Origin of the sequence: Paenibacillus thiaminolyticus, assembly GCF_007066085.1 — a bacterium.
GTDB lineage: Bacteria > Bacillota > Bacilli > Paenibacillales > Paenibacillaceae > Paenibacillus_B > Paenibacillus_B thiaminolyticus.
Genome location: NZ_CP041405.1, coordinates 6,144,557 through 6,167,616 on the forward strand (window position 1 = coordinate 6,144,557; position 23,060 = coordinate 6,167,616).

The 23,060-nt window shown below is 53.2% G+C and carries 24 protein-coding genes; 17 read left to right on the top strand and 7 right to left on the bottom strand.

Annotated elements, in window-relative coordinates; genetic code table 11:
• Positions 1-1,147: 1,147 nt before the first annotated feature.
• Entirely contained in the window at positions 1,148-2,368 is a 1,221-nt protein-coding gene (gene hmpA / locus FLT43_RS27000; protein WP_087442983.1) for an NO-inducible flavohemoprotein, read from the bottom strand.
• A gap of 541 nt (positions 2,369-2,909) precedes the next feature.
• Here hmpA and FLT43_RS27005 point away from each other — a divergent pair.
• Positions 2,910-3,557, top strand: coding sequence for a YitT family protein (locus FLT43_RS27005; protein WP_244194229.1), 648 nt, complete (start codon positions 2,910-2,912; stop codon positions 3,555-3,557).
• 149 nt (positions 3,558-3,706) lie between these two features.
• Positions 3,707-4,516 carry a GAF domain-containing protein gene (locus FLT43_RS27010; protein WP_087442985.1) on the top strand — a complete coding sequence of 270 codons (810 nt, stop codon included), beginning with the start codon at positions 3,707-3,709 and terminating at the stop codon, positions 4,514-4,516.
• A gap of 24 nt (positions 4,517-4,540) precedes the next feature.
• Here FLT43_RS27010 and FLT43_RS27015 read toward each other — a convergent pair whose 3' ends face one another.
• Positions 4,541-4,753 carry a DUF2905 domain-containing protein gene (locus FLT43_RS27015; RefSeq protein ID WP_087442986.1) on the bottom strand — a complete coding sequence of 71 codons (213 nt, stop codon included), beginning with the start codon at positions 4,751-4,753 and terminating at the stop codon, positions 4,541-4,543.
• 213 nt (positions 4,754-4,966) lie between these two features.
• Here FLT43_RS27015 and FLT43_RS27020 point away from each other — a divergent pair, with 213 nt between their 5' ends.
• Positions 4,967-5,215, top strand: coding sequence for a hydrogenase maturation factor (locus FLT43_RS27020; RefSeq protein WP_087442987.1), 249 nt, complete (start codon positions 4,967-4,969; stop codon positions 5,213-5,215).
• Positions 5,216-5,378: 163 nt separating this feature from the next.
• Positions 5,379-5,462: a YjcZ family sporulation protein gene (locus FLT43_RS27025; protein ID WP_373994927.1), complete on the top strand. Its 84-nt coding sequence runs from the start codon at positions 5,379-5,381 to the stop codon at positions 5,460-5,462.
• 238 nt (positions 5,463-5,700) lie between these two features.
• On the opposite strand, the gene FLT43_RS27030 is transcribed toward FLT43_RS27025, so the two are convergent.
• Both FLT43_RS27030 and sleB read right to left on the bottom strand, forming a co-directional pair.
• Positions 5,701-6,039, bottom strand: a complete 339-nt coding sequence (locus FLT43_RS27030) for a L,D-transpeptidase (protein WP_087442989.1) — start codon at positions 6,037-6,039, stop codon at positions 5,701-5,703.
• A gap of 275 nt (positions 6,040-6,314) precedes the next feature.
• Entirely contained in the window at positions 6,315-6,950 is a 636-nt protein-coding gene (gene sleB / locus FLT43_RS27035; protein ID WP_087442990.1) for a spore cortex-lytic enzyme, read from the bottom strand.
• Between the two features lie 276 nt (positions 6,951-7,226).
• Here sleB and FLT43_RS27040 point away from each other — a divergent pair, with 276 nt between their 5' ends.
• The 10 genes from FLT43_RS27040 to FLT43_RS27075 all read left to right on the top strand — a co-directional run bounded on the left by FLT43_RS27040 (position 7,227) and on the right by FLT43_RS27075 (position 16,908).
• On the top strand, positions 7,227-8,192 hold the full coding sequence (locus FLT43_RS27040; protein WP_087442991.1) for an ArsR/SmtB family transcription factor: 966 nt from the start codon (positions 7,227-7,229) through the stop codon (positions 8,190-8,192).
• A gap of 14 nt (positions 8,193-8,206) precedes the next feature.
• Complete coding sequence (locus tag FLT43_RS27045) at positions 8,207-9,478, top strand: ABC transporter substrate-binding protein (RefSeq protein ID WP_087442992.1); 1,272 nt, start codon at positions 8,207-8,209, stop codon at positions 9,476-9,478.
• Between the two features lie 109 nt (positions 9,479-9,587).
• Positions 9,588-10,478 carry a carbohydrate ABC transporter permease gene (locus FLT43_RS27050; RefSeq protein WP_087442993.1) on the top strand — a complete coding sequence of 297 codons (891 nt, stop codon included), beginning with the start codon at positions 9,588-9,590 and terminating at the stop codon, positions 10,476-10,478.
• A gap of 16 nt (positions 10,479-10,494) precedes the next feature.
• On the top strand, positions 10,495-11,319 hold the full coding sequence (locus tag FLT43_RS27055) for a carbohydrate ABC transporter permease (protein WP_164776652.1): 825 nt from the start codon (positions 10,495-10,497) through the stop codon (positions 11,317-11,319).
• A 22-nt stretch (positions 11,320-11,341) separates the two neighbouring features.
• Entirely contained in the window at positions 11,342-13,141 is a 1,800-nt protein-coding gene (locus tag FLT43_RS27060) for a glycoside hydrolase family 2 protein (protein ID WP_087442995.1), read from the top strand.
• Between the two features lie 24 nt (positions 13,142-13,165).
• A complete protein-coding gene (locus FLT43_RS27065) occupies positions 13,166-13,780 on the top strand; it encodes a family 43 glycosylhydrolase (RefSeq protein WP_244194230.1) in 615 nt (204 codons plus the stop codon).
• Positions 13,781-14,107: a glycoside hydrolase family protein gene (locus tag FLT43_RS30345; protein WP_244194231.1), complete on the top strand. Its 327-nt coding sequence runs from the start codon at positions 13,781-13,783 to the stop codon at positions 14,105-14,107.
• Between the two features lie 124 nt (positions 14,108-14,231).
• The gene (locus FLT43_RS30350) at positions 14,232-14,333 is read left to right on the top strand and encodes a sporulation protein YjcZ (protein WP_206108656.1); all 102 of its coding nucleotides are present in this window, start codon (positions 14,232-14,234) and stop codon (positions 14,331-14,333) included.
• 217 nt (positions 14,334-14,550) lie between these two features.
• Entirely contained in the window at positions 14,551-14,946 is a 396-nt protein-coding gene (locus FLT43_RS27070) for a hypothetical protein (RefSeq protein ID WP_087442996.1), read from the top strand.
• A 426-nt stretch (positions 14,947-15,372) separates the two neighbouring features.
• On the top strand, positions 15,373-16,908 hold the full coding sequence (locus FLT43_RS27075) for a flavocytochrome c (RefSeq protein ID WP_087442997.1): 1,536 nt from the start codon (positions 15,373-15,375) through the stop codon (positions 16,906-16,908).
• Between the two features lie 137 nt (positions 16,909-17,045).
• Here the strand turns inward: FLT43_RS27075 and FLT43_RS27080 are convergent, their stop codons facing one another.
• Complete coding sequence (locus FLT43_RS27080; RefSeq protein WP_087442998.1) at positions 17,046-17,495, bottom strand: hypothetical protein; 450 nt, start codon at positions 17,493-17,495, stop codon at positions 17,046-17,048.
• Positions 17,496-17,923: 428 nt separating this feature from the next.
• Here FLT43_RS27080 and rsmD point away from each other — a divergent pair, with 428 nt between their 5' ends.
• Together rsmD and coaD are read left to right on the top strand one after the other, a co-directional pair.
• On the top strand, positions 17,924-18,493 hold the full coding sequence (gene rsmD / locus FLT43_RS27090) for a 16S rRNA (guanine(966)-N(2))-methyltransferase RsmD (protein WP_087443036.1): 570 nt from the start codon (positions 17,924-17,926) through the stop codon (positions 18,491-18,493).
• An 88-nt stretch (positions 18,494-18,581) separates the two neighbouring features.
• A complete protein-coding gene (gene coaD / locus FLT43_RS27095) occupies positions 18,582-19,094 on the top strand; it encodes a pantetheine-phosphate adenylyltransferase (RefSeq protein WP_373994919.1) in 513 nt (170 codons plus the stop codon).
• Between the two features lie 25 nt (positions 19,095-19,119).
• On the opposite strand, the gene FLT43_RS27100 is transcribed toward coaD, so the two are convergent.
• The gene (locus tag FLT43_RS27100; RefSeq protein ID WP_087442999.1) at positions 19,120-20,367 is read right to left on the bottom strand and encodes a nucleoside recognition domain-containing protein; all 1,248 of its coding nucleotides are present in this window, start codon (positions 20,365-20,367) and stop codon (positions 19,120-19,122) included.
• 129 nt (positions 20,368-20,496) lie between these two features.
• Here FLT43_RS27100 and FLT43_RS27105 point away from each other — a divergent pair, with 129 nt between their 5' ends.
• A complete protein-coding gene (locus FLT43_RS27105) occupies positions 20,497-21,558 on the top strand; it encodes a YlbL family protein (RefSeq protein ID WP_087443000.1) in 1,062 nt (353 codons plus the stop codon).
• Positions 21,559-21,635: 77 nt separating this feature from the next.
• On the opposite strand, the gene FLT43_RS27110 is transcribed toward FLT43_RS27105, so the two are convergent.
• Complete coding sequence (locus tag FLT43_RS27110) at positions 21,636-22,901, bottom strand: nucleotidyltransferase (protein WP_087443001.1); 1,266 nt, start codon at positions 22,899-22,901, stop codon at positions 21,636-21,638.
• Between the last annotated feature and the right edge of the window lie 159 nt (positions 22,902-23,060).

The window sequence follows — 23,060 nt, forward strand, 5'->3', positions numbered from 1 at the left end:
ACTAAATCAAAAAAACGCCGAAATTATGTATTTTTTGCACCGATTTAATAAAATTTTGGCCGAAATACCATAAAACACTCCATTTAGCAGGCTATTGAGAAAGTCCAAGGGGTTTTTTTGCACTTCATTTTTTATGTGGTGGATGTCGTCTCTCAGTGGTGGATCTCGTCTCTCAGTAGAAAAAACGATTTAAAACACTATGGGTGCCGAGTTTTGAGTAGGAAAATGGACAATCTCCACCCCTTAATAAAAAACAGGGGTTTTCCAACGGCCTGAAAACTGCACCATTTCCCTAGACACGTCTATCCGGTAGGCGAAATCCGCAAAACTGCACGATTTCTACACCTATTCGGTAAGCGAAATCCGCAAACTGCACGATTTCTACGCCTATTCGGTAAGCGAAATCCTGCGCAATTACAGTAATTCGATATGGACGACTTTACCAGAAAGGGAATCCTGCAAAGCTGCAGGAATTTCACCCGTTTCTCTTCCACTTGAAGCAAAAGGGCCTCAAATGATGTAGATTTGCAGCAATTCCTCGGGATGTGGACTCATTGAGCCGAAATTCCTGTAAAATAGCAGCAATTCCCTCCACACGTTCAAGCCCCTGGAGGCAACGATGCCTCCTGAAGGCAATGATGCCTCCAGGATCCGACGCGGTCTCTTGGATCCCGTAAAATCAGGCCGTCGAGAAGTCCATGGGAATTTTCGCCACTTCATTTTTTAGATGGTGGATCTCGTCTCTCCGTAGAAAAAATCGACTTAAAACGCTCTGAGTGCCAAGTTCTGATTAGGTAAATGGACATCTCCACCCCTTCGTAAAAAACAGGGGTTTTCCACCAGCCTGATTTACACAGGATTTTATGGCCTCATCCATCATCTGCCGCTTTTCTCGTCCACTTCTTCTCTTTTATTCTGTCTTGCCCCGCATCCATATGCACCGCCTAGGGGTTATGCCACCTAAGGGGTTATGCACCACCATGGGTTATGCACCGCCTAGGGGTTATGCACGACCAATGGGGACAGCCTCGCTTTTTGCCCAACCTCTCCGAATTTGGCGCAACCGTCTCCGTTTTTGGCGAACCGTCACCGTTTTTCGGCGCGACCGTCCCCTTGGCGCAACCGTCCCCGCCGGGCGGGCTTGCCGTTAATCCTTCTCCAATACGCCGGCCGGCCCGAAAAACTCGTAATGAATCCGCTCGGGTGCAACGCCAAGCCCGGGAAGAGCCCGATAGACGGTCTTCATGAACGGCACCGGTCCGCAGAAGTACGTATCCGCCCGCTGCCATACATCGGCCGGCAAGGCAGATGCCAGCCATGCCTCGTCTATGAATCCTTGATGGTCACAAGCGTCGCCCGCCTCGGGGCGCTCATAGCAGACGAAGCTCTGGACGCGTTCATTCGCTTCCGCCAAGGCCCGAACCTCGTCGCGGAACGCATGCACCTGGCGATTCCGCGCGGAATGAACGAAATAAACGTCCCGTTCCGGCTCGTGCTTCGCCAGCGCCTGCAGCATGCTCATCATCGGCGTGACACCGACGCCGCCGCTGAGGAGCACGACCGGAGACGGGCTGCCTGTACGCAGCGTGAAGTCGCCGGCAGGCGCCGTCAGTTCTAGACGATCGCCTTCCTGCACAATGTCATGCAGATAGCAGGAGACGATGCCGGCGGGGGAATGGTCATCGCCGCTCTCGCGCTTGACGCTGATCCGGTATGTGTCTCCCCCTGGAGCCTGGGACAGGCTGTAATGGCGCAGATGCGTATTCTCCGAACCCTCCGGCTTCACCCGCACCGTAATATATTGTCCCGGAACATAAGAAGAGATGGCGCCGCCGTCTTCCGGCTGAAGATAGAACGACGTAATGACATCCGATTCCGGCACCTTGCGGACGACACGGAAGCTGCGGAAGTCTTCCCAGCCGCCTTCCGTCTCCGCGGCTGCCCGGTACATATCGCGTTCGACCTGGATGAAAATATCCGCAATGACGCCGTACGCTTCCGCCCAGGCTTCCAAAATGTCATCGGTCGCCGCATCCCCAAGCACATCCTTGATGGCCAGCAGCAGATGCTTCCCAACAATCGGGTAATGCTCGGGCTGAATATGCAGAGCACGGTGCTTGTGGCCGATCTGCTTCACGACCGGCATAATGTTCTCCAGACGGTCGATATTCGCCGCCGCGGCATAAATGGCCGAGGCGAGCGCCTGCGACTGGCGGCCCTGCCGCTGATTCGCGTGATTGAAAATATTGAGCAGCTCCGGATGGTTCGAGAACATCAATTCATAGAATCGCTTCGTAATCTGTTGGCCATGCGCTTCCAGAACGGGTACGGTCGCTTTTACAATCTCAATGGTGCGCGGCTTCAGCATCCTAACTCATCCTTTCGTAATTGGAATTCCGCAATGGAACTGATTCCAGTCTAACGAAGTGATCTACATCACAATGTGATCTGGCGCACAGCAAACGTGAGGTATTCGTGAACGATGGAGCATTTTCGAGATAAACCGGGAGGGAACCGCTCAAACATGGAGCGGAGCAAGCGAGATCCGGGGACAGTCCGATTAATACAGAACGGGGGCGATATACGGAGCATAGGTCTAGTGGGGCTGGAATATACATTATGGTATAATACAGGTATAGCAACATGTTGCAACCCGGTATTGGTTCAAAATGCCAAATCAAAAAAAGAAAGGATCAGGATACCAATGTGTCCCCGAAGGATGCTTCCCCAAAGGACAGTCTGGAAACGTTATGATCTTTCTTACATCTAGCTTCCTCTCGCAGAGAACCGTCACTCCGATGTAGACTGACTGCGAAGGAAGCGTGAAATGATGCGAAGGACCTGCTCCTCTATCTGGCTTTCCGCCGTCGGTCGAAGGACGAATCCACGAACGACGAGAGGGAACCAAGATGAGGAAAAACGAACAATTACGTCATATTGTATGGATGTTGTTAGGCTCAATGCTGTTGGCTTTCAGTTATTATCACATTAATTTTCAGAATCACCTGGCTGAAGGCGGATTTGTCGGTCTCGCGCTGATCGGAAAATATACGTTCGACTGGTCACCGGCGCTGACCGTTCTGATGCTCGATATCCCGGTATTCATTGCCGCTTGGTTCTTCAAGGGGCGAAGGTTCATCATGAATACCGCGATGGCGGCGGGAGTATTCTCCCTTACCTATGAGCTCTGTGAGCGCTACTCGCCGTGGGTAATGAATTTCGGCAGCAATATGGTGCTGGCCGCCGTCGTATCCGGAGTGCTGACCGGCTTCGCCGCAGGAATCGTGCTCCGCCATGGAGGCGCGACGGGCGGCGACGATATCGTAGCCTTATTTATCAGCCGCTGGACGAAGTTAAGCGTCGGCACGGTGTTTATCATTATCGACATTGTGGTGCTGCTGGTCTCCTTGTTCTATTTGCCGCTGTGGGATACGCTGTATACCATTCTCGCGGTAAGCATTGGAGGCAAGGTCATTACTTGGACCGTACAGGCAGGCGTGCCGCGGAGTGCCGTACCGGTGCGTTCGCAGACGGCCGTTCACCACCAGCATGGTTAATATACAACATGAGCGAAGGCCCGTCCGATCTCTTCCCTTGGGGGAGGTACCGGACGGGTCTTTTTTGTGTGAAATCGGGGCCGGAATGCATGTTCGCCCAATTTTTGGCATAGGCTTGTGTCAAAGGCATACTGAAAGGAGGACGTCGCATGGAAGGGTTAATGAAGTCAATGCTCGATAAGCTGCCTCCGTGGGCGTATCAAGTCTTCGCGGTCGTTATTGCCGCGGGCATGATTTTTTATTTCGTGAAGACGCTCTACATCAATAAAAAGCTTAGCGATATGATCGCCGACGTCATGCGCCGTGACGATCGGATGCAAGATATTCAGCTGCGGATGGATGAACTGCGGGGCGGCCAGATAATGCACGAACATACGGCCCAGCAGACGCTGTCGGCGCTGCGCGATGTGAAGCCGTTCATGGATGCCCTGAACGATATCCGGGCGATTGCGGATCCGTATGCCGTCCTGACCGAGGCGTCCTTCTTGCTGCAGCGGATGCTGGATATACTGGCCGTCGACATGAAGCTCAAGGCGGGGGGACATCATCGCTGCGGAATCTGGCTCCATGCGGATCAGATGTTGACACTGCGCTTCGCCTCCGCGGGGTTCCCGAAGCATTATGTTGGCGAGCGCCAACTGCATGTCGATCGCTCGGTAGCCGGGCGATCCTTCCGGAAGCAGGCGATCGTGCAGATTGCGGATGTGACGAAGGATGAGGATTGGGAGCGGAATACGGACTCCAAGAGCCCGTACCAGGCAGTGATGTGCTTGCCGCTTGGCACTTACGGGGTGCTCACCATCGACGGGTTGGAGCCGTTCCATGACTCCGGCCGGGCTATCGGTGAAATCTATGCGTCGCTCTCGACCGGTATCATTGCGGAATATATCGCCGCCTACCGGAGATGGTCGCAGACCGATCACGGGAGCACCAGCTTCGGGACCTACGGAGTTATGTAAGTGCCTTTGCGGTTATTTTCCTGTTTATTTCCGAAATAGCGCTAGCAGCAACGACCCGACTATACTGATTATGATGCAGGTGACGATGGGAAAGTAAAAAGTCGAGCCGCCGTTTTTGACAACGATGTCGCCCGGCAGGCGGCCGAATGGAATCCAGCGGCCCAACACGGCCCATAATACTCCGACAACGATAAGGACAATCCCTGCCCCGATCAGCAGCTTCGGCATGGAAGGCATCGCGGTCACTCCTTTCTTGCGGCAGGCGCCGCCGGCAAGCGGGGCCTGCCTGTTCTATTCTATAGTATACCCGCTTCTCGGATCTGTGCGCATGCCGCGCAGGATCGGATTTTATAAAAATCTGATAAAATCGGCACTCAGACGGTTACAAATCGGGCAACCTTGGGTATACTAAGAGGGAAAGGCATACCCATCACAAGGAGGGGATAGAGCATGGAGCAATTCACGATCAATCTCAACCAAATTGGTGGCGCTTATCAACAGGGCGATTGGGAGCATATCGACGCCATTTACAAGCGGGCTCGAGCGCGAATTACCCAGGGCAGTCCTGTTGTCCTCTATCGGGATACGGCGAATGGTTCGTCTATTACCGTCCGTGTCTATGAGCAATTAAGCGAGCTGGAGGAATGGATACAGCATATGGAAGAAGAGTACGGTCTGACAGAACCCTATCTGTTATAACTGTGCTGTTAATAGCGAGCCGCCGGGCAACCGGCGGCTTTTTTGTATACAGCGTTAGGCGTTTAACGGAGTCCAATCCCGGGTTCCGCTAATACAATACATTGTATCTTGGGTGAAAGGAGGATAACAAATGAGCGATGGAGTGAAAGAGCGCGGTTATGGCATGCACGGCCTCTGGACTTCGACAGGTGTCATCCTGGTTCTCTTTATTCTGCTGGTTATCGTATCCCGCGGAATGATATGGTAAGCTCCGGGCCGTCAGTCCGGGCTTGAAGTGCGATGAGTGAATTGAGCGCGCCGGGAACAGGCGCGCTTTTTTTGTGGCTCGTCTAGGTTGTGGCGCGCCGAATGAGCCGATTGCGCGGGCAGAGGCGGCGGTGATTCTCGCGCGGCTGCTGAACAAGGATGGCCACGTGTAAAGGAGCCGAAGATCGTCTCTTCGGCTCTGCCGTTCGAGCGGGGATAGAGGCCTAAGGATCCCGGGGTCACGGCCGTATCGTGACGCGGGTATTGACGGGAACATAGGAAGATAACTCGAGGACATCGGCATTATACATCCGGATGCACCCGTGGGACACTAATCTGCCGATAGAAGACGGATCGTTTGTTCCGTGTATGCCGTAATGCGGCTTGGACAGGCCCATCCATAATGCCCCGAACGGGCCGCCGGGATTATACTGCTTGTTGATGATCGTGAATTCTCCCGTCGGCGTCCTGGTGACCATCTTGCCGATTCCGACGGGGTAGCTGCGCACGACCCGGTTTCCGTCCAGCAAGTACAGCATGCGATCCGACAAATCGACGATGATGCGGTAGGACGGCAACTATATTCCCTCCTTTGCTCTACTGTATGCGCTCAGCCGGCAGCATGAGCATGCCGGCGGGCAAAGTGGGCGGAGGCGCAATAAGGCGGACGAGCGCCATGTGCCTGCTTCCCTTCCTTCACGGCAGGATGCCCGCCAAAGACAACCCGTCCGGCCCCAGGTGGCGGGGGCGTTCTGGTTCTGCCGTACCAAGGCATGAAGAGATATGTACGTTCGCCGGCGCGCCTGCCCTGAGACAGCAACAGGGAACCCCGAAGAGGTTCCCTGCCTTGATCTTAGATTGCAAAAATATGACTGCCGATTTTGCCGGTCTGCTGGCGCGACCAGATCCATGAGGACGTAGCGGTGGCCGGATTGAAATAATAAAGCGCCCCGTTCGTCGGGTCCCATCCCCGCACCGCTTCCCAAGCGGCAGCATAGGCCGTACTGTCCGGCTCCAGCCAATATTGGCCGTCATCTACGGCAGTGAAGGCCAGCGGCTGGAAGATGACGCCCGCTACCGTATTCGGAAACTCGGGCGATTGCAGTCGGTTCATCACGACGGCCGCCACCGCGACTTGTCCGGTGTACGGCTCACCGCGGGCTTCGCTGTAGACCGTGCGAGCCAGCATCTTCAATTCGTCGGCATTGACCGAGACCCGCTTCAACGCTTGCCACGTGTTCGGGCCGGCGATGCCGTCAACCTTCAAGCCGTAGTCCTGTTGAAAACGACGCACGGCCTGCGCTGTATGAGAACCGAATATTCCGTCCATAGGCTGACGGTAGTAATCCAGTATTTGCAGACGAAATTGCAAATCCCACACATCCCCGCTATAGCTTCCTTGCTGGAGTGTAGGAGCGGCCGATGCCGCCGGAATGAAGGACGACAGACAAAGGATAACTGCCAGAAATGGCAAAATAAGTTTCTTCATGTTCTTCCTCCTTTCCCCTGCATTATATAAACCGGGAGAGGGAGGCTCAATGCCAGGATATTGGAAATAAAACTTCAAAATTCCAAGCGCAGAGGCAATTGAATGGAGAGTGCAAGATTTTATATTGCAAAATAAGTTGTAATACGCTATGATGAAATGGCTTTCAAACAACAATTATTGCAACAAACAATAATCCAGGTGTATCATAGCAATTAAAGATAAACTATTAATCGCCAATGGAACACTAAAATACGCGATGAATTGAGGTATGAAAAGATGAGTATTGAAGTCGATTTTACCGATCATTCGAAATTAAACCGAATATTAACAACAAATATTGATGATTTTATTCACATTGCGAAAGCGCTTTCGACCGAATTAAGAATCGAAATGTTTAAAAGCTTGCTTGTTAAGCCGATGAACGTCGGGGACATCTCCGAGAAATTCAATATTCCTGCATCTACCGCCGCCGTAAACATCAAAAAATTGGAAGATGCGGGATTGATCAAGACGGAAATGGTTCCGGGAACGAGAGGGACCCAAAAAATATGCGCCGCCGTCTTCAGCCGGATTGTCGTCGATTTTGCGTATTTCAACCCGGCGCCATCCGAGTCTTGCGCCATCGTTGCGGTACCGATTGGCCATTACGTAGATTCCGATGTGCAGCCGACATGCGGCATGTTAAGCGAAAAATCGATTATCGGCGAAATGGATGAACCGCGATCGTTTTTTGAACCGGAGCGTATTGACGCTCAGCTGATCTGGTTTAGAAAAGGCTATTTGGAATACCGCTTTCCGAATCGCGCCCCGCGAGGCACGAAGATTTTGCGTTTGGAATTGACGATGGAGGTTTGTTCGGAAGCGCCGCTCCATAACCTGGATTGGCCTTCAGATATAACTTTATGGATTAACGGAAAGGAGTTGGGGACCTGGACAAGTCCCGGCGATTTCGGCGGAGAACGCGGACTGCTTACTCCGTATTGGTGGGGCAGCGAAAATACGCAGTACGGACTGCTCAAAACGTGGAGCACGAACGGGGACGGGTCGTTCATCGACGGAAGAAAAATTTCCGAAGTGCAGATCAAGGATCTGGAAGCGGACGACACGACTTATATTACAGTCCGTATCGGCGTCAAGCCCGATGCTGACAATGACGGCGGGATCAATTTGTTCGGCAAAAAGTTCGGAAACTATGAAACCGATTTACAGATGAGAATCTATTACGAGAATGAGTCTGAATGAAGGGGTGGTTTTAGATGAAAAAAATAAAATGGTTGAGCGCGCTTCTCATTTTGGCGGTTATTGCGGCTGGCTGCGGAGGGTCCGGCAATGCGGGCGAGTCTTCCGCCGGTAACGGCAAGACCACCATTACGTTCCTTAACGGATTTACGGGCGGGGACGGAGGTTACATGAAAAAGATTACGGACGGCTTCAACAGCTCCCAAGATAAATATTTCATTAAAGAGATGCAGGAGAAAGATCATTATACCAAGTTCAAATCCGGCAATTATGATTTGGTTGTCATCCATGCCAATAATTTGCAAACGTACAAAATGGACGGCATGATTCAGGATATTACGCCGGCCATGGAGAAAGCGGGCTTGCAGGAAAGCGACTTCCATCCGGCCGCTGCGGACTTGGCGCGGCTGGAGGGCAACATGTACGGGTTGCCGCTCGATATCCACCCGCTTACGATGTTCTACAACAAAGAGCTTGTCGCCGAAGCACCGCAAACCTACGCCGATTTGGAGGCGCTCAATGCGGAATTGCAGGCAAAGGATAAAAATTTATTTGCCGCGGGCGTTCCATCCAGCGGGATTGTCGAATTTTATATTATGACGATCGCCGCGCAGAACGGCATTCAGCTGCAGCAGGATAATTATTTGAACTTTAATCAGCCTGCATTTGCCGACGCTCTCCTGACATTCCATGACATGATATGGAAGGACAAGCTCTCCCCGGCGGGACTTGGACTCGATGGAGAGTTCCAGGCCTTCATGAAGGAAGCGCAGGACGCGAATGCATCCGTGCAGACGGCGGTCGCGCTGACGGGGCCATGGTTCTACGGCGCGGCCAAAGATAAATTCGGCGACCAGTTGGGGATCGGCCCGGTCCCTCAATTGGGGGCAGAGCAAGCGGTCTATGGCAACGGTCATATTATCGCTGTGCCTGCTAGCGTCAAGGACGACAAGGTGCTCGAAGGAATTGCGGAATATTTGAAGTACATGTTCACGACGGAAAATTTAATCCATTGGGCGGATGCGGGACAAGCTCCGGCGCATGCGGCAACGATGAGCTACATCGAAGAGAATCAAGACAAATATCCGTTGTCCTATGCGAACCAGCAGCAATTCGAAACCTATGTCAAAGCTCCGCAAGTCTACCAATTCGGAGAACAGATGCGCTACATGAACGAAAAAGTATTCAGTAAAGTCGTGCTTACCGAAAATCTAAGCAAGGATGAACTCATGCAGGAACTGGAGACGGCAACGGAAAATGCGAAGCAAATCGCGGCCACGCAGCCATAAGGGCAAGCTGTTCCCGGCGATATAAGGCAATGACGATGCGGCTCTGCTGCTCTCGCTCCGGAAGGACGGGGGGCAGAGCCCTCACTATCGCAATGATAAGGAGGAACCTATGAATTACTCCATGAAATCCAAACGATGGGCTCTCCTGTTTGTGCTGCCGTTCGTGGCATGCTTCATTCTGTTCTGGCTGGCTCCGCTCGTATACGGCATCTTCATCAGTCTGTTCAAATGGAATATCGCGAGCGGGAACAATGGGTTCGTCGGCCTGGACAACTACAAGGCGATTCTTACTTCAGGCACGATTTACAACAAGCTGTTCATCAATGGGCTGAAAAATACGTTCATCTTCGTCCTGCTCAGCGTTCCGCCATTGCTCTTGGTGAGCTTGGGGCTCGCTTTAATCATTAATTACTTGCCGAGCCGCTGGAAGACCGTTTATCGGACCGTGTTTTTCATGTCCTATTCTGTCTCGGTAACCGCCGTCTCCGCGATATTTTTGTGGCTGTTCAACGGCAACGGCGGATTCGTCAATAATGTGCTCATGTCGGCCGGCATGGACAAGCCGGTTGTGTGGCTCAACACGCAGCCGTACGCCTGGATCACGATTTTGATTACGACGATATGGTGGACGATCGGCTTCAACATGATGCTGTTCCTGAATGCGATCGACGAGGTGGACGAGCAGCTTTACGAAGCGGCCGGCTTGGACGGGGCCGGGGCATTCAAAAAGTTCTGGTACGTCACGTTTCCCGAAATCCGCAATATTAGCATTTTTATTATGATTACGACGGTCATCGCTTCGTTCAACCTGTACGGGCAGACGAAGCTGATTACGGCAGGGGGTCCGGAGCAATCGACAAGCTCTCTCATTATGAATATACAGCAGACGGTATTCGATATGAACCAGCTTGGCATCGGCTCGGCGATGGCTATCCTGATGGGGTTGATTATGATGTGCGTAACCGGGGCGCAGTACTGGCTGTCCTATCGGAATCAATGAGCAAGGAGTGGGCATCGTGAGAAAAAAGGGGAAAATAATCAATTTTATCGCCGCTACCATATTAGGACTGTTATTTTTGCTACCCATTCTGTGGATGATCTTCACTTCCTTCAAAACACTCGGGGAAGCGATGTCAAGCTCTGCCCTGCTTCCGAAGCAATGGACGGCAGAAAACTATGCCGGGATAATGAGCGATGCGCAAAATTCGCCGATGCTGCTGTGGATTTTGAATACCGCTATCGTCACGCTTGCGGGCACCTTGCTGGTCGTATTCGTCGATGTGCTGGCTGCCTATTCATTGGCACGATTGCAGTTCCCCGGCAAGAAATTGTTGTTGGCCGCAGTGGTCGGCGCATTGACGATTCCCGGAATCGTCACCCTGTTCCCGGCGTTCTACTTATTTAAATCGTTTCATTTGCTCGATACGTTCGTACCGCTCATTTTCCCTTATTCAGCCGGTACGATGGGCGTTTTTCTCGTCTATAATTTCTTGCTGTCCTTTCCTAAAGAGTTGGAAGAGGCTGCGTATCTAGATGGCGCTTCGCAATGGAAAATCTTAACTAGCGTTATTTTTCCGGCCATTCGCCCGGTTGTAACGACGTTGTCGGTCATTACCTTCCTGGGCATTTATAACGACTATTTATGGCCTTCGCTCGTGGTCAGCTCCACCGAGATGAAAACGATTACGGTCGGGATAGCGAGCTTGATCCAAGGCTCCAATTTCGTGAATCCGGCCAAGATGATGGCATCGACCGTCATCGCAACGCTGCCGGCGATCCTGATCTTCGTGTTCACCAATAAATATTTCGTCAAAGGCGTTACCAACTCAGGGATAAAATAAAGAAAATAGGAGTGGAGTCATCATGGCATATAGAACCGAATATCCTAGACCGCAATTTGTACGAAAAGAATGGGAAAATCTGAACGGCACGTGGCAGTTCGCGTTCGATGATGAAAACGTCGGCACCGCCCAGAAATGGTATACGAATGAGCAATTTTTTAACCGGAAGATCGAGGTTCCGTTTGCCTATCAGACCGAGTTGAGCGGCATTCACGATCCTTCGTTCCACGATGTCGTATGGTACCGCAGAGCTTTTACGGTCAACGAGGCCTGGCAGGGCAAGCGCGTTCTGCTGCATTTCGGAGCCGTCGACTATCGCGCCTGGGTATATGTTAACGGGCAATACGTAGGGATGCATGAGGGTGGCAGCGTTCCTTTTCACTTCGACATTACCGATGAATTGACCTGGGGAACGGAACAGGTGACGGTTCGGGTCGAAGATCCGTCCGCCGACGAGACGATTCCCCGCGGCAAGCAGTACTGGCTGGAGCGCCCGGACGCGATCTGGTATACGCGCACGACGGGAATATGGCAGACCGTATGGCTTGAAGCGGTCCATTCGACAAGAATCGGAACGGTGAAATATCATCCGAACGTCGATGAGGGCGAGGTCACGCTGGAATGGGAAGTGGAGGGCGATTACCGGGGGAAAAGCGTCGATCTCCGGATCTCGTTCCAAGGCGAGCTAATCGCCGAAGATTGCATTTATCTGCAATCGGCTTATACGAAGAGAGCGATCGATTTATTCAATCGTCATATTTTTCGAACGCCATTTCATCACATGGGCTGGACCTGGACACCCGACACGCCGAATCTGTTCGACGTTACCTTCGAATTGAAGCAAGGCGACGAAGTGCTCGATCGCGTGGAATCTTACTTTGGCATGAGAAAAGTTCATACCGAAAACGGTATGGTTTATTTGAATAACAAGCCATATTACCAGAAGCTGGTGCTCGACCAAGGATATTGGCCGCAAGGATTATTGACGGCGCCGAGCGACGAGGATTTGAAGAAGGATATCGAGCTGGCGAAGCAAATGGGCTTCAATGGCTGCCGCAAGCATCAAAAGGTGGAGGATCCGCGCTTCTTGTATTGGGCGGATGTGTTGGGATTTCTCGTGTGGGGAGAATGCGCGGCGGCGGCTTACTTCAGCGAGAACGCCGTAGCCCGGTTAACCCGGGAATGGATCGACATCGTGGAGAGAGACTATAACCATCCTTCCATCATCGCGTGGGTGCCGATCAATGAAAGCTGGGGAATTCCAATGGTCCAGAGCTGCGAACAGCAGCAGCATCACAGCTTGGGGATGTATCATTTGCTTCATTCTTTGGATACGACGCGGCTCGTCATTTCGAATGACGGGTGGGAGCAGACGACAACCGATATTTGTGCGATTCATAACTATTCACATGGCGGGCAGGAGGAACCGGACAAATACGAGTATTATAAACAATCCCTTGCCACGAAAGAACAAGTTTTGCAGGCTCAGTCGGCCAAGCGCCGAATTTATGCGAACGGCTTTGCCCACCAAGGCGAACCGATCCTGTTGACCGAGTTCGGGGGAATTGCCTACAAGCTTGGCGCCGACGAGGGGTGGGGCTATACTTCCGTGAGCAATGAGCGGGATTTCGTGGAGGATTACCGCAGAGTGATCGAGGCCGTCTACGCTTCCCGCGTAATCCATGGATTTTGTTATACGCAGCTGACGGACGTGGAGCAGGAGATCAACGGATTATTGACCTATGATCGGAAGCCCAAGTGCGATGTGAACGACATCCGGCGAATCCATGAGTTGTGGAATCAAGAGATTGTCGAGCAATAAGAGGGAAGGAGCTGATTCGAGACGATGCAAACAGGATTTCGAACGATAAAAACGGTAACGACAGATCAGATTCATGTGCGCGACCCATTTGTATTTCCGAATAAGGAAGAGGGGAAATATTATTTGTTCGGCACGACGTTCGCCGATGGCTGCGGGGATATCGATCCTGTGTTTGAAGTCTATGAAAGCAGCGATTTGCGGCAATGGACAGGCCCTTATATTGCGTTTCAACCGCCCAAAGGCTTCTGGGGAGTGCGCCATTATTGGGCTCCGGAAGTGTTCGAGGCAGACGGAAAATATTATATGTTCGCCACGTGCAAGGGCGGCATCGGCGAACACCGGGGGACCGGCATACTCGTGGCGGATCATCCTGCCGGACCGTACCGGCCGCATAGCGACGGCCCCGTGACGCCCCGCGATTGGGAATGCTTGGACGGAACCTACTACGAGGATGGAGAAGGACAGCGCTGGATCGTATTTTGTCACGAGTGGACCGAACTCTATGAAGGCAACATTAAGGCGATTCGCCTCACAAAAGACTTAACCTCCTCTTACGGAGAAGCGGTAACGATTCTGAACGCGGCCGACATGGAATGGATTCGTCTGTTCGGCGATCCGCGCATCGAGAAGGAAGGCTAATTGACGGATGCGCCGTTCATGTATCGCGCCCGCAATGGAGAACTGATCATGCTGTGGTCCAGCTACTCGGTTGCGGGTTATGGGGATGAAGGCTTTGGCGGGTATACGGTCGCAATAGCCCGCTCCGCAACTGGTTCCGTGGAAGGCCCGTGGAGTCATGACAAGCAGCTTCTGATGGATCGCAATGCCGGGCATTCGAGTCTTTTCCGGGACTTTAACAACCAATTATGGCTGTGCACGCACTACCCGGATACGCCGCACGGCAACGAGAGAGCCTTATTTGTTCAGGTCGAGGAGCTCGAGAACGGATTGAATATCGTTCGATAAACAACAACATCTCCGCCTCCACTCCGGCAGGCGCTGCCTAACTTTGTTGGTATAGGGCATAGCCAAGTCAAACGGGACGATATTTCCATATGATGGGGGTATCAAATGAAAGGAGGTCACCCGAATGAGCGGAGTAGGCGGAATTGGGGGTCTCTGGACCTCGACAGGCGTCATCTTGGTTCTCTTTATCTTGCTTGTCATCGTTTCTTGCGCTTGTATCTTCTAATTACATGGCCATATCCTCCGAACGTGCTCATGGTTTCCTTTTGATATTGGCCCTGCTCATTCTGCAGGGCTATTTCGCTTGAATCCGATGTATACTGGATGTATCGGTCTTACCCGGCGAAGGGGAACAGATAGCAGAGGAACAGCGAAGGATTTGTGCCGCTCCGCCGTTCGTTGCCCGTGCATTCAGTCCTATTCATTCTAAAGGAGTGATACGAATGAACACCAAAGAGTTAAGAGAAAAAATAGCCGCTTCCTGCCGGCAATATGACAGCTTGTATGGAAAGCTGGTCGCCCCGATTAATGACATGCTAATCGATATTGATGCGGACATTTCAGAGAAAACAGCCAATCAAATTATAGAAAACCTTAAATTGTTTCACGAAGGGGAAAAATACATAGCGGATTGCCATCTGGACGAAAGCAATAATTTTATGGAGGACGGCATCGAACAACTCCACAAAGGAAACCTTGCTGACGGAGCGCTGCAGCTGTTTGGCGCGGGGTTGAATTTCGCCAGCTTCGCGGCCAAGGCGGCTTCATCCAAAAATATTCATCCTCAACAGATGCTTAATGAACGCTTTCAACGAATAAAAAACGCATTGGACTCCTAATTGCACAGCACAACAAGCCTGTATCAGCGCAAGCCCCTGAGATGCTTTTGGGGCTAGACAGGCATAAGAAGGCTGCCATGGAGAAAAAGAAGATGTAGCCTGAAAACTTCGAAGCCAAGATGATTGGCTTCACCAAGCGTGAACCGCCGAAATCAGAGACCATGCGATTCCAAGAGCCTCGGGAGCGACCCGGGGCTTTTTCATGTCTCGAAGCATATTTCAAGCGGAAATTGACATGCTATAGGTGACTAACCCCAAGAGAGTCCACAGCAACCTTGGAGAGTGAACCATAGCAGACGGACGCCCGTAGACCCAACGCGCGGCCTCTGTTATGACCATCCGATCTCCTTTGTCTCCTCTCTTTTGGTGTACGCTCCATATGTTCATCCTAGTGACAGAAGAGATTCAATAGTGGAGGATTACATTATGCACAAAAAATTAAACATTGCCTTGATTCTCCTGCTCTCCATCCTGCTGATCATGTCAGGATGCGGTAACAGAGGCGCGAAACCGGAGCCGAATAAGGGCGCTGCACAAGAAGAAAAGGATAAAGGAAAAAAAGATGCTGCATCAGGTGCATCCATGGCGAAGTATACTCCACTTGAGGAGCTTAAAGACAGCTACGACATCGTGATCGTTGGCGCGGGCGGCGCAGGCATGAGTGCAGCACTTGAAGCCAAAGCAGCGGGCATGAACCCGGTCATCCTCGAGAAAATGCCGGTTGCAGGCGGCAATACAAGCAAATCGTCCTCGGGCATGAACGCTTCGGAAACGAAATTCCAAAAGGAGCAAGGCATTTCGGACAGTAATGATGTATTTTACGAAGAGACATTAAAAGGCGGGCATAACACCAACAATAAGGACTTGCTTCGCTTTTTCGTCGACAATTCAGCCGGTGCCATCGATTGGCTGGATTCCATCGGCATCACATTGAACAATATCACGATCACGGGCGGCATGAGCGAGAAACGCACCCATCGTCCCAAAGACGGCTCGGCTGTTGGCCAGTATCTCGTGACCGGTTTGCTGAAAAATGTACAGGAACAGGGCATTCCGATTTTTGTCAATGCCAATGTCAAAGAAATTACGAAGCAAGACGGAAAAGCAAGTGGGGTTAAAGTTGCCTTCAGTCAGAATGGCGAGAAAACAATCGCTGCGAAATCCGTCGTCATCACGGCTGGCGGATTTGGCGCCAACATGGATATCATCGCCCAGTTCCGGCCGGACCTGGAAGGATATGTGACGACGAATCAAAAAGGAAGCACTGGCGACGGCATTAAAATGATCGAAAAAATGGGAGGCACCACGGTCGATATGGCTTATATCCAGGTTCACCCGACGGTGCAGCAGGAAAACTCCTACCTCATCGGTGAAGTGGTACGGGGAGAGGGCGCAATTCTCGTATCCAGCAAAGGCAAGCGGTTTATCAACGAAATGGCTGCTCGTGACACGGTAACTGCGGCGATCAATAAGCTGCCGGAGAAAAACGCTTTCCTTGTGTTCGATTCCGGCGTCAGAAAGCGCGCCAAAGCGGTTGAACAATATGAAAAATTGGGATTTGTGAAGACCAAGGACACAATCAAGGCGTTAGCTGAAGAAATCGGCGTACCGGCGGATCAATTACAAAAGACCCTCGATACGTGGAACGGCGCTGTAAAAAATAAGAAAGACGCCGAGTTCGGGAGAAAGACGGGCATGGATCACGACCTGTCGGCTGCGCCGTACTACGCGATCAAAATCGGACCAGGAATTCACTACACGATGGGCGGCGTGGAAATCAACACGAACACGGAAGTCTTGGACAATAACGGAAAACCTATTCCAGGTCTTTTTGCCGCAGGTGAAGTTACCGGAGGTCTGCACGGCGAGAACCGAATCGGTGGTAATTCCGTTGCCGAAATCGTCATTTTCGGCCGTCAAGCCGGCATCAAATCGTCCGAATACGTGAAAACGCAAAAATAAGGGACAGATCTTCCACACCTGTGGCAGGATGCAACAGCAAATCGCAAAAAGAACGCAATCTGTCTAATGGCTATAAAAATCCTGTATACGGTTCATTTGGAAAGAGATAAGCCCCGGAGTGTTCCGGGGCTTATCGGTTACTTCAATGGTTCTGTTTTAAATTTGGCCCGCATTTCATCGTAACCCGTCTTGAGCTCTCCCTCGCCATCAGGAGTAAACCCGAAGGCGATTTTCCCTTCCATAACCAGCACGATAATTTCTTTTTCTTTCCCGTCAACGGTACCTCGTGCTAGTACGAGCGTTCCTTTCTTTCCTTCTTCTTCGTAATTGATAGACTCCATAACTTTGGGATCTTTGTACATCTTGCTCTCGTCGGTCACATTATTTTGCCCTAAAGCAAATAGAGGCTTGATGTCAGGATGAACATTTTCTTCGACAAACTTTGTCTTGGCATCTACATCGGTTCCATTCACGAACGTATTGATATAGTCGAGAACGAGCCCTTCATCTTTTGACTGTCCTCCGCCGCCCCCGCAGCCTACCAAGACCAACAAACACACCAGGAATATTGCGCTTAATTTCTTCAAAATTCCCCCTCCTTCGATTTAATTATATGACCATATACTCATATATTCTATACCTTAAATTAGACTAAATAATGAAAACCCCGGATTGCTCCGAGGTTTTTTGCAACAAGGGCTTTAATGAAAAAATAAATTGGGCGCCCCTTACGGGACGCCCTCATGGGAGAGGAGAAACCGGACGAAGAGCTTATGGGGAAACGTAAGTCTTCTCCGCGGTTGTCTACGACATTCAATGATGTCGATACTTTAAGGATTGCCAGCCGGGAGAAATATATACATTCTCCGGATAACTTTTTTTCTTTTGGCACGAAATCGGCGGCGCAGTGCGGATTTCATTTTTCAAAATTGGGAAATGTATGTTACGATTAACGTCGAATATGCGGCGATGATCGCTGCATGGAAGTTGGCGGAAAGAAGAGAAGGTGAGACAACTGAGAGTGATATCGGGAACGGCCAGAGGCCGTACGTTGAAGCCTGTGCCCGGCATGGGGACTAGGCCGACGACGGATAAAGTGAAGGAAGCGCTGTTCAGCATGATTGGTCCTTATTTCGAAGGGGGCCGTGCCCTCGATCTGTTCGCCGGAACGGGCGGCCTGGGAATTGAAGCCTTGAGCCGGGGAGCGGAATGGGCGGTATTCATCGATAAGGATGCGAGAGCGGTCGAGGTGGTGCGCGGCAACCTGACGGCCACGGGGTTGGCTGACAAGGCCGAAGTGTACCGCAACGATGCGAGGAGGGCGCTCAAGGCGCTGGTCAAGCGGAATCTTTCCTTTCATTATGTATTTCTCGATCCGCCATACCGGTTGAAGGATGCGGACGAACTGTTGATGGAGATGTGGGATAGCGGCTTGCTGAGCAATGACGCCATCGTTGTCGTCGAGCATGACGCATCTCATGTGTATTCCGAGCGCGTTGGTCCGCTCTCGATCTGGAAGAAGGCGGATTACGGGGATATCGCGGTATCGATATACCTCGTCGATACCGAAGCATCCGGTGAATAAGGAAGCGATTCTGTTGCAACCGAACAGAACAAAGAGGCGCCCGCCTATGTGCCAATAGGTGCGTTGCGCCTTCCAAGGAGGCTTACAAATGATGACAGACAACTACGAGCATGCATGCCGGCCCCGGACTGCCGTATATCCGGGCAGCTTCGATCCGGTGACGCTCGGACACCTGGACATAATCGAGCGGGCGGCGAGGCAATTCGACAGGCTGATTGTCGCTGTGCTGAACAATTCGAGCAAGAAGCCGCTCTTCTCCATTGAAGAACGGCTTGAGCTGCTGCGCACGGTGACGAAGCGGTGGCCCAATGTAGAGGTAGACAGCTTCAGCGATCTGACCGTCAATTATATGGACGCGAAGAATGGCGATGTGATTGTCCGCGGTATTCGGTCGGTCACGGATTTCGAATACGAGCTGCAGCTGGCTTCAACGAACCAGAAGCTGAACCCTCGGGTAGAGACGATCTTTATGATGACGAATCCGAAGTATTCCTACCTCAGCTCCAGCATCGTGAAAGAAATCGCCCATTATGGCGGCGATATTAGCGAGCTCGTGGCCCCGGAGGTCGAGGCGGCGCTGCGGAATAAATCTAAGCATTGAACGCGGCTCCGTTCCGCTCCGCCGCTCAGGTGCGCTTCCATCGTCCGACAAAGAGCGACACGGCCATTCCAATGAGCAGGAAGATACATAGAACCGGGACAAGCGTCAACGATTGCAGCCATCCTGGCGCAGAAGCCAGTTCGGCAATGCACTGGATCCAGGAGGAAGGAGCTTCCCCGAGCCCGTTCCCGGCATCCAGCAGCCGGAACGCTTCTTGCTCCGGCGGCGCAAGCCGCAACAGGCTGTGAAGCGGATGCCACAGGATGAACGTGAGCAGGAAGGCAGACGCGGCATGGAGAAGCCTCATCAGGAAAAAGCGGCTGTACCGCAAGTCGGTTCCTCGGGTTAAGCTATGGACCTGCAGATGGGCGCTGATTCCGCTCCATGCAATGACGGCGCCGATAAGGGCGGTCTGGAAGAGAGAAGAACGGAAGGCGGCCGAGCCGAGCGAATGCGTGCCAAGGTTCACCTCGAACAGGCCGTTCAGCAGATACACGCCGAATTCCTGGGGGACAGCAAGCCGCAGCACCTGGACAATGACAGAGAACATCATGATAAATCCGCCGATCATCATCAACGTTTGGACGGAAGAAGTGACGGAATCGCCGAGCAGCCGGCCGAACGCACGTCCGTCCCGGCGGTGTGCCTGCTCCATCGCCTGCAGCATCCGCTTCCATAGCGGCTTGGAAGCAACGGGTGCCGCTCTCCGTCTGTGAAGGCGATCCGCAGCGGGATGAAAAGCTCCCGCCCAACGCACAATAAACATCATAAAAAGGGAAGAAACCCAGTGCACGACCGCAATAATAAGCCCCAATTCGGCCTGCTGCAGGAAGCCGACTCCGACGACGGCGATCATGAAAATGGGATTGGCGGCATGAGTCAGCCCGAGCAGCCGCTCCGCTTCAAGGCGGGACAATTCATTGTCTCTCCGCAAGTGGACGACCGCTTCGGCGCCAGCAGGATATCCTGCTGTCCAACCGACGGACCAGGCCCAGCCGCCGATCCCGGGAAGCCGGAACAGTATCCGCATGAACGGATCCAGCAGCACGCCGATGCCATGCACCCAGCCGTAGGCCTTCAACATTTCGGACAGTATAAGGAACGGCAGCAGGGCCGGGAATATAATGGTCCACCAGACCTTCAGCCCCTGCAAAGAGGCTTGAAAGGATTTATCCGGATAAGCGATGATGCATAGCACCAATAGTACCGCAGAGCCCCCCATGATGAGCGTGGACAGCCGCTGGGAAGCAGGCGATGTGCGGAATGAGAACATGGCGGTCACCCCTTTGGCCGTAAATGAAGAAGCAAGGCTTCAAGCCCATTACGATCTCATGTGTACGTAACAGGGACGGGCTTTAGACCAAATATCGCAGGGCGATCCGAGGGCATGGGAGGTAGGAGAATGGAAAATGAGTTCAGATCGTACGGGCGGCAGCCAAATTCTCCCCGCTTCCGCGGATGGAAGTGGATCTTCGCGGCGATCGTGCTGTTCTATGTCGTTGTGTATATGCCGACGCCGTATGTGATTTATACGCCAGGAAGCGCTGAAGAGGTGAAGCCGTTCATCAATGTGGAAGGCGGAGACGAGACGGAGGAGGGCACGTTCCTTCTCACCACGGTAAGAAGAACGTATGCCAATCTGGCGCTGATTGCGTGGCGGGCCTTCGATCCGAATGCCGAATTCGGCAAGAAGGAAGAAGCGCTTCAAGGGAGAACCGAGCAGGAATATATCAATGAACAGCTGTTCAACATGAGCAACTCGCAGATGGTCGCGATATTGGCGGCGTATAATCAGGTAGGCATTCCGTACAAGATCGAATCCGAAGGCATATATGTTCTCTTTAACAATAAGCAACTGGCTGATAATGAATTCATTACGAATGATCGGATTATGGAAGTGGAAGGCCAGAAGGTGAATGGTTTCGATGATTTGCAGGCCGCCTTGAAGGAGCGGACAGCTGGGGAGACGATTCAGGCTGTCGTTGAGCGGGAAGGCAAGCTGGTGCAGGTCAAGGCGAAGCTTGTCGAACTCCGGGATCAGACCGGCAGCGGCAAGCAGCGGATTGGCTTCGGTCTTGCTTACGGGGAGAAAAAGAAGGTTGTGCCTGAGGATAACAAGCATAGCGTAACCTTCCACGAATCCGATATCGGAGGGCCTTCGGCCGGCTTGATGTTCACGCTGGAGCTGATCAACCGCTTGACTCCGGGGGATCTGACGAAGGGCTACCGGATCGCCGGCACCGGCACGATTGATCCGTCGGGGAAGGTTGGCCCGATCGGCGGCGTGAAGCATAAGGTCGTGGCTGCCGACAGGGAAGGGGCGGTCTTGTTCCTGGTGCCTTCCGGCAACTATGAGGAAGCAAAGACGAAGATGGACAAGATGGACACGAAGATGAAGCTGGTGCAGGTCGATACGCTGCAGGATGCGCTGGAGGCGGTGAAGCAGCTCCAGCCGGCTTCGTAACATGATACGGGCTTCGGTACCGGATTCGGGGCGGACAACGGTTGGCGCATGCCAGCCGTTGTTCGCCGTTATGGGGATTAGAACCGGCGGGGCGGCTCATAATAGTCACGAAAGGCGGCCCTCGCTTCCCAGCCGCGGAACGCGTTGGCATAGGCGGCGGTGGCGCGGGAGTCCGCTTCCAGGCCGGCGCGGCCGCCCAGATGGCTGTTGTCGCGCGTCATGTTGAGGACGACGGGAAGCTCCGCGCAGCGCTTCATTCGCTTCAGGAGATGGCGCCCGCGCTCGGTGAAGCCGAGCACTCGCACGTAAGCGGGACCCGTGACGAGGGCGTCCGGCCCGAAATGAAATTTATCATGATGCAGCAAGATATGGGCTAAGGTTCGCATCAATTTGGTCCGGGTATAGCGCTTCGTCTTCAGCTTCGCGATCAGCGGCTCAACGCCGGGATCCTCCAGCGTCTGGAGCGCTTGCTTGATGCGGTGCTCGAGCCCTTCGGTCACCTCCAGATACCGCGCCAGCTCCTCGGGCGGGAGCAGGTAGAGGCGGTAGAACAGCTCGCGGCGGAACGCTTCCCAATTGAGCGGCGCCCTGCCGGAAGCATGCTCCCGTTCCAGAATGCGAAGCGTGCTCTCCGGCACATAGCGGGCCGCCGCAGCCAGCTCCCCGGAGCCGGACCAGAGGCGCCGGACGGCGGTGGCGCTGGCGATGGTGCCTTCCGGCGCCTCCGCATCGTGATAGCCGGCTTCGCGGCGCGGAATCGTCAGCGGCTTCATGTCGCTGTTCAGCCGCCGCATCGCCAGCAAATAGTGCAGCCCGAGCGAATTGTTCGGCTGGGTCAGCCAATGCGCGCCAGGCTCCGCCGCGCTGCCGGCGGCCGCTTCGCCGCCGTCCAGCACCGGTCCGGCCGCGGCGGCGTAGGCGGCCGGATAGCTGCGCCCGGCCTTCAGCTCGGCGCGCAGCCGGCCGGCGAATCCGTCCGGCTCGCGGGCCAGCGCCTTGGCGGCCCCGCGCAGCCGCTTCAGGTCGCCGGATTCGCTGCCGAAGCACAGCGCGTCGACGACGCCGGTCGCCTGCAGCGTCGCTACCGCGCCGAAGGCGAACCATTCGGCCGGCTGGACGGCATATGCGACCGGCAGCTCCAGCACAAGGTCGACGCCGGCTGCCAGCGCCATATCGGTGCGCGCCCATTTGTCGGCCAGCGCGGGCTCGCCCCGCTGCAGGAAATGGCCGCTCATGACCGCGACGGCGGCTTCCGCCTCAGCCGCCAGCTTCGATTGCTGCAAATGATACAGATGCCCGTTATGCAGCGGGTTATATTCAACAACGACTCCGACCGTTTTCATATCACTCTTCCTTTCGATCACAGAATAAGGTAAGATGGTGATTCATGGACAGAAGGGTTCATAGGCTGCCCGTCCGGCGGGCCCTCGGACCCGTCGCGGCGCTCCTGAATTTCCCATCCGATCATACCATGAACCGGGAGAGAACGGCGAATTTTTGGC

Coding starts and splice junctions, on each gene's coding strand:
- hmpA (WP_087442983.1), bottom strand. CDS start 2,368: ATGCTGAAGCCGCGCACCATTGAGATTGTAAAAGCGACCGTACCCGTT.
- FLT43_RS27005 (WP_244194229.1), top strand. CDS start 2,910: ATGAGGAAAAACGAACAATTACGTCATATTGTATGGATGTTGTTAGGC.
- FLT43_RS27010 (WP_087442985.1), top strand. CDS start 3,707: ATGGAAGGGTTAATGAAGTCAATGCTCGATAAGCTGCCTCCGTGGGCG.
- FLT43_RS27015 (WP_087442986.1), bottom strand. CDS start 4,753: ATGCCTTCCATGCCGAAGCTGCTGATCGGGGCAGGGATTGTCCTTATC.
- FLT43_RS27020 (WP_087442987.1), top strand. CDS start 4,967: ATGGAGCAATTCACGATCAATCTCAACCAAATTGGTGGCGCTTATCAA.
- FLT43_RS27025 (WP_373994927.1), top strand. CDS start 5,379: ATGCACGGCCTCTGGACTTCGACAGGTGTCATCCTGGTTCTCTTTATT.
- sleB (WP_087442990.1), bottom strand. CDS start 6,950: ATGAAGAAACTTATTTTGCCATTTCTGGCAGTTATCCTTTGTCTGTCG.
- FLT43_RS27040 (WP_087442991.1), top strand. CDS start 7,227: ATGAGTATTGAAGTCGATTTTACCGATCATTCGAAATTAAACCGAATA.
- FLT43_RS27045 (WP_087442992.1), top strand. CDS start 8,207: ATGAAAAAAATAAAATGGTTGAGCGCGCTTCTCATTTTGGCGGTTATT.
- FLT43_RS27050 (WP_087442993.1), top strand. CDS start 9,588: ATGAATTACTCCATGAAATCCAAACGATGGGCTCTCCTGTTTGTGCTG.
- FLT43_RS27060 (WP_087442995.1), top strand. CDS start 11,342: ATGGCATATAGAACCGAATATCCTAGACCGCAATTTGTACGAAAAGAA.
- FLT43_RS27065 (WP_244194230.1), top strand. CDS start 13,166: ATGCAAACAGGATTTCGAACGATAAAAACGGTAACGACAGATCAGATT.
- FLT43_RS30350 (WP_206108656.1), top strand. CDS start 14,232: ATGAGCGGAGTAGGCGGAATTGGGGGTCTCTGGACCTCGACAGGCGTC.
- FLT43_RS27070 (WP_087442996.1), top strand. CDS start 14,551: ATGAACACCAAAGAGTTAAGAGAAAAAATAGCCGCTTCCTGCCGGCAA.
- FLT43_RS27075 (WP_087442997.1), top strand. CDS start 15,373: ATGCACAAAAAATTAAACATTGCCTTGATTCTCCTGCTCTCCATCCTG.
- coaD (WP_373994919.1), top strand. CDS start 18,582: ATGATGACAGACAACTACGAGCATGCATGCCGGCCCCGGACTGCCGTA.
- FLT43_RS27100 (WP_087442999.1), bottom strand. CDS start 20,367: ATGTTCTCATTCCGCACATCGCCTGCTTCCCAGCGGCTGTCCACGCTC.
- FLT43_RS27105 (WP_087443000.1), top strand. CDS start 20,497: ATGGAAAATGAGTTCAGATCGTACGGGCGGCAGCCAAATTCTCCCCGC.
- FLT43_RS27110 (WP_087443001.1), bottom strand. CDS start 22,901: ATGAAAACGGTCGGAGTCGTTGTTGAATATAACCCGCTGCATAACGGG.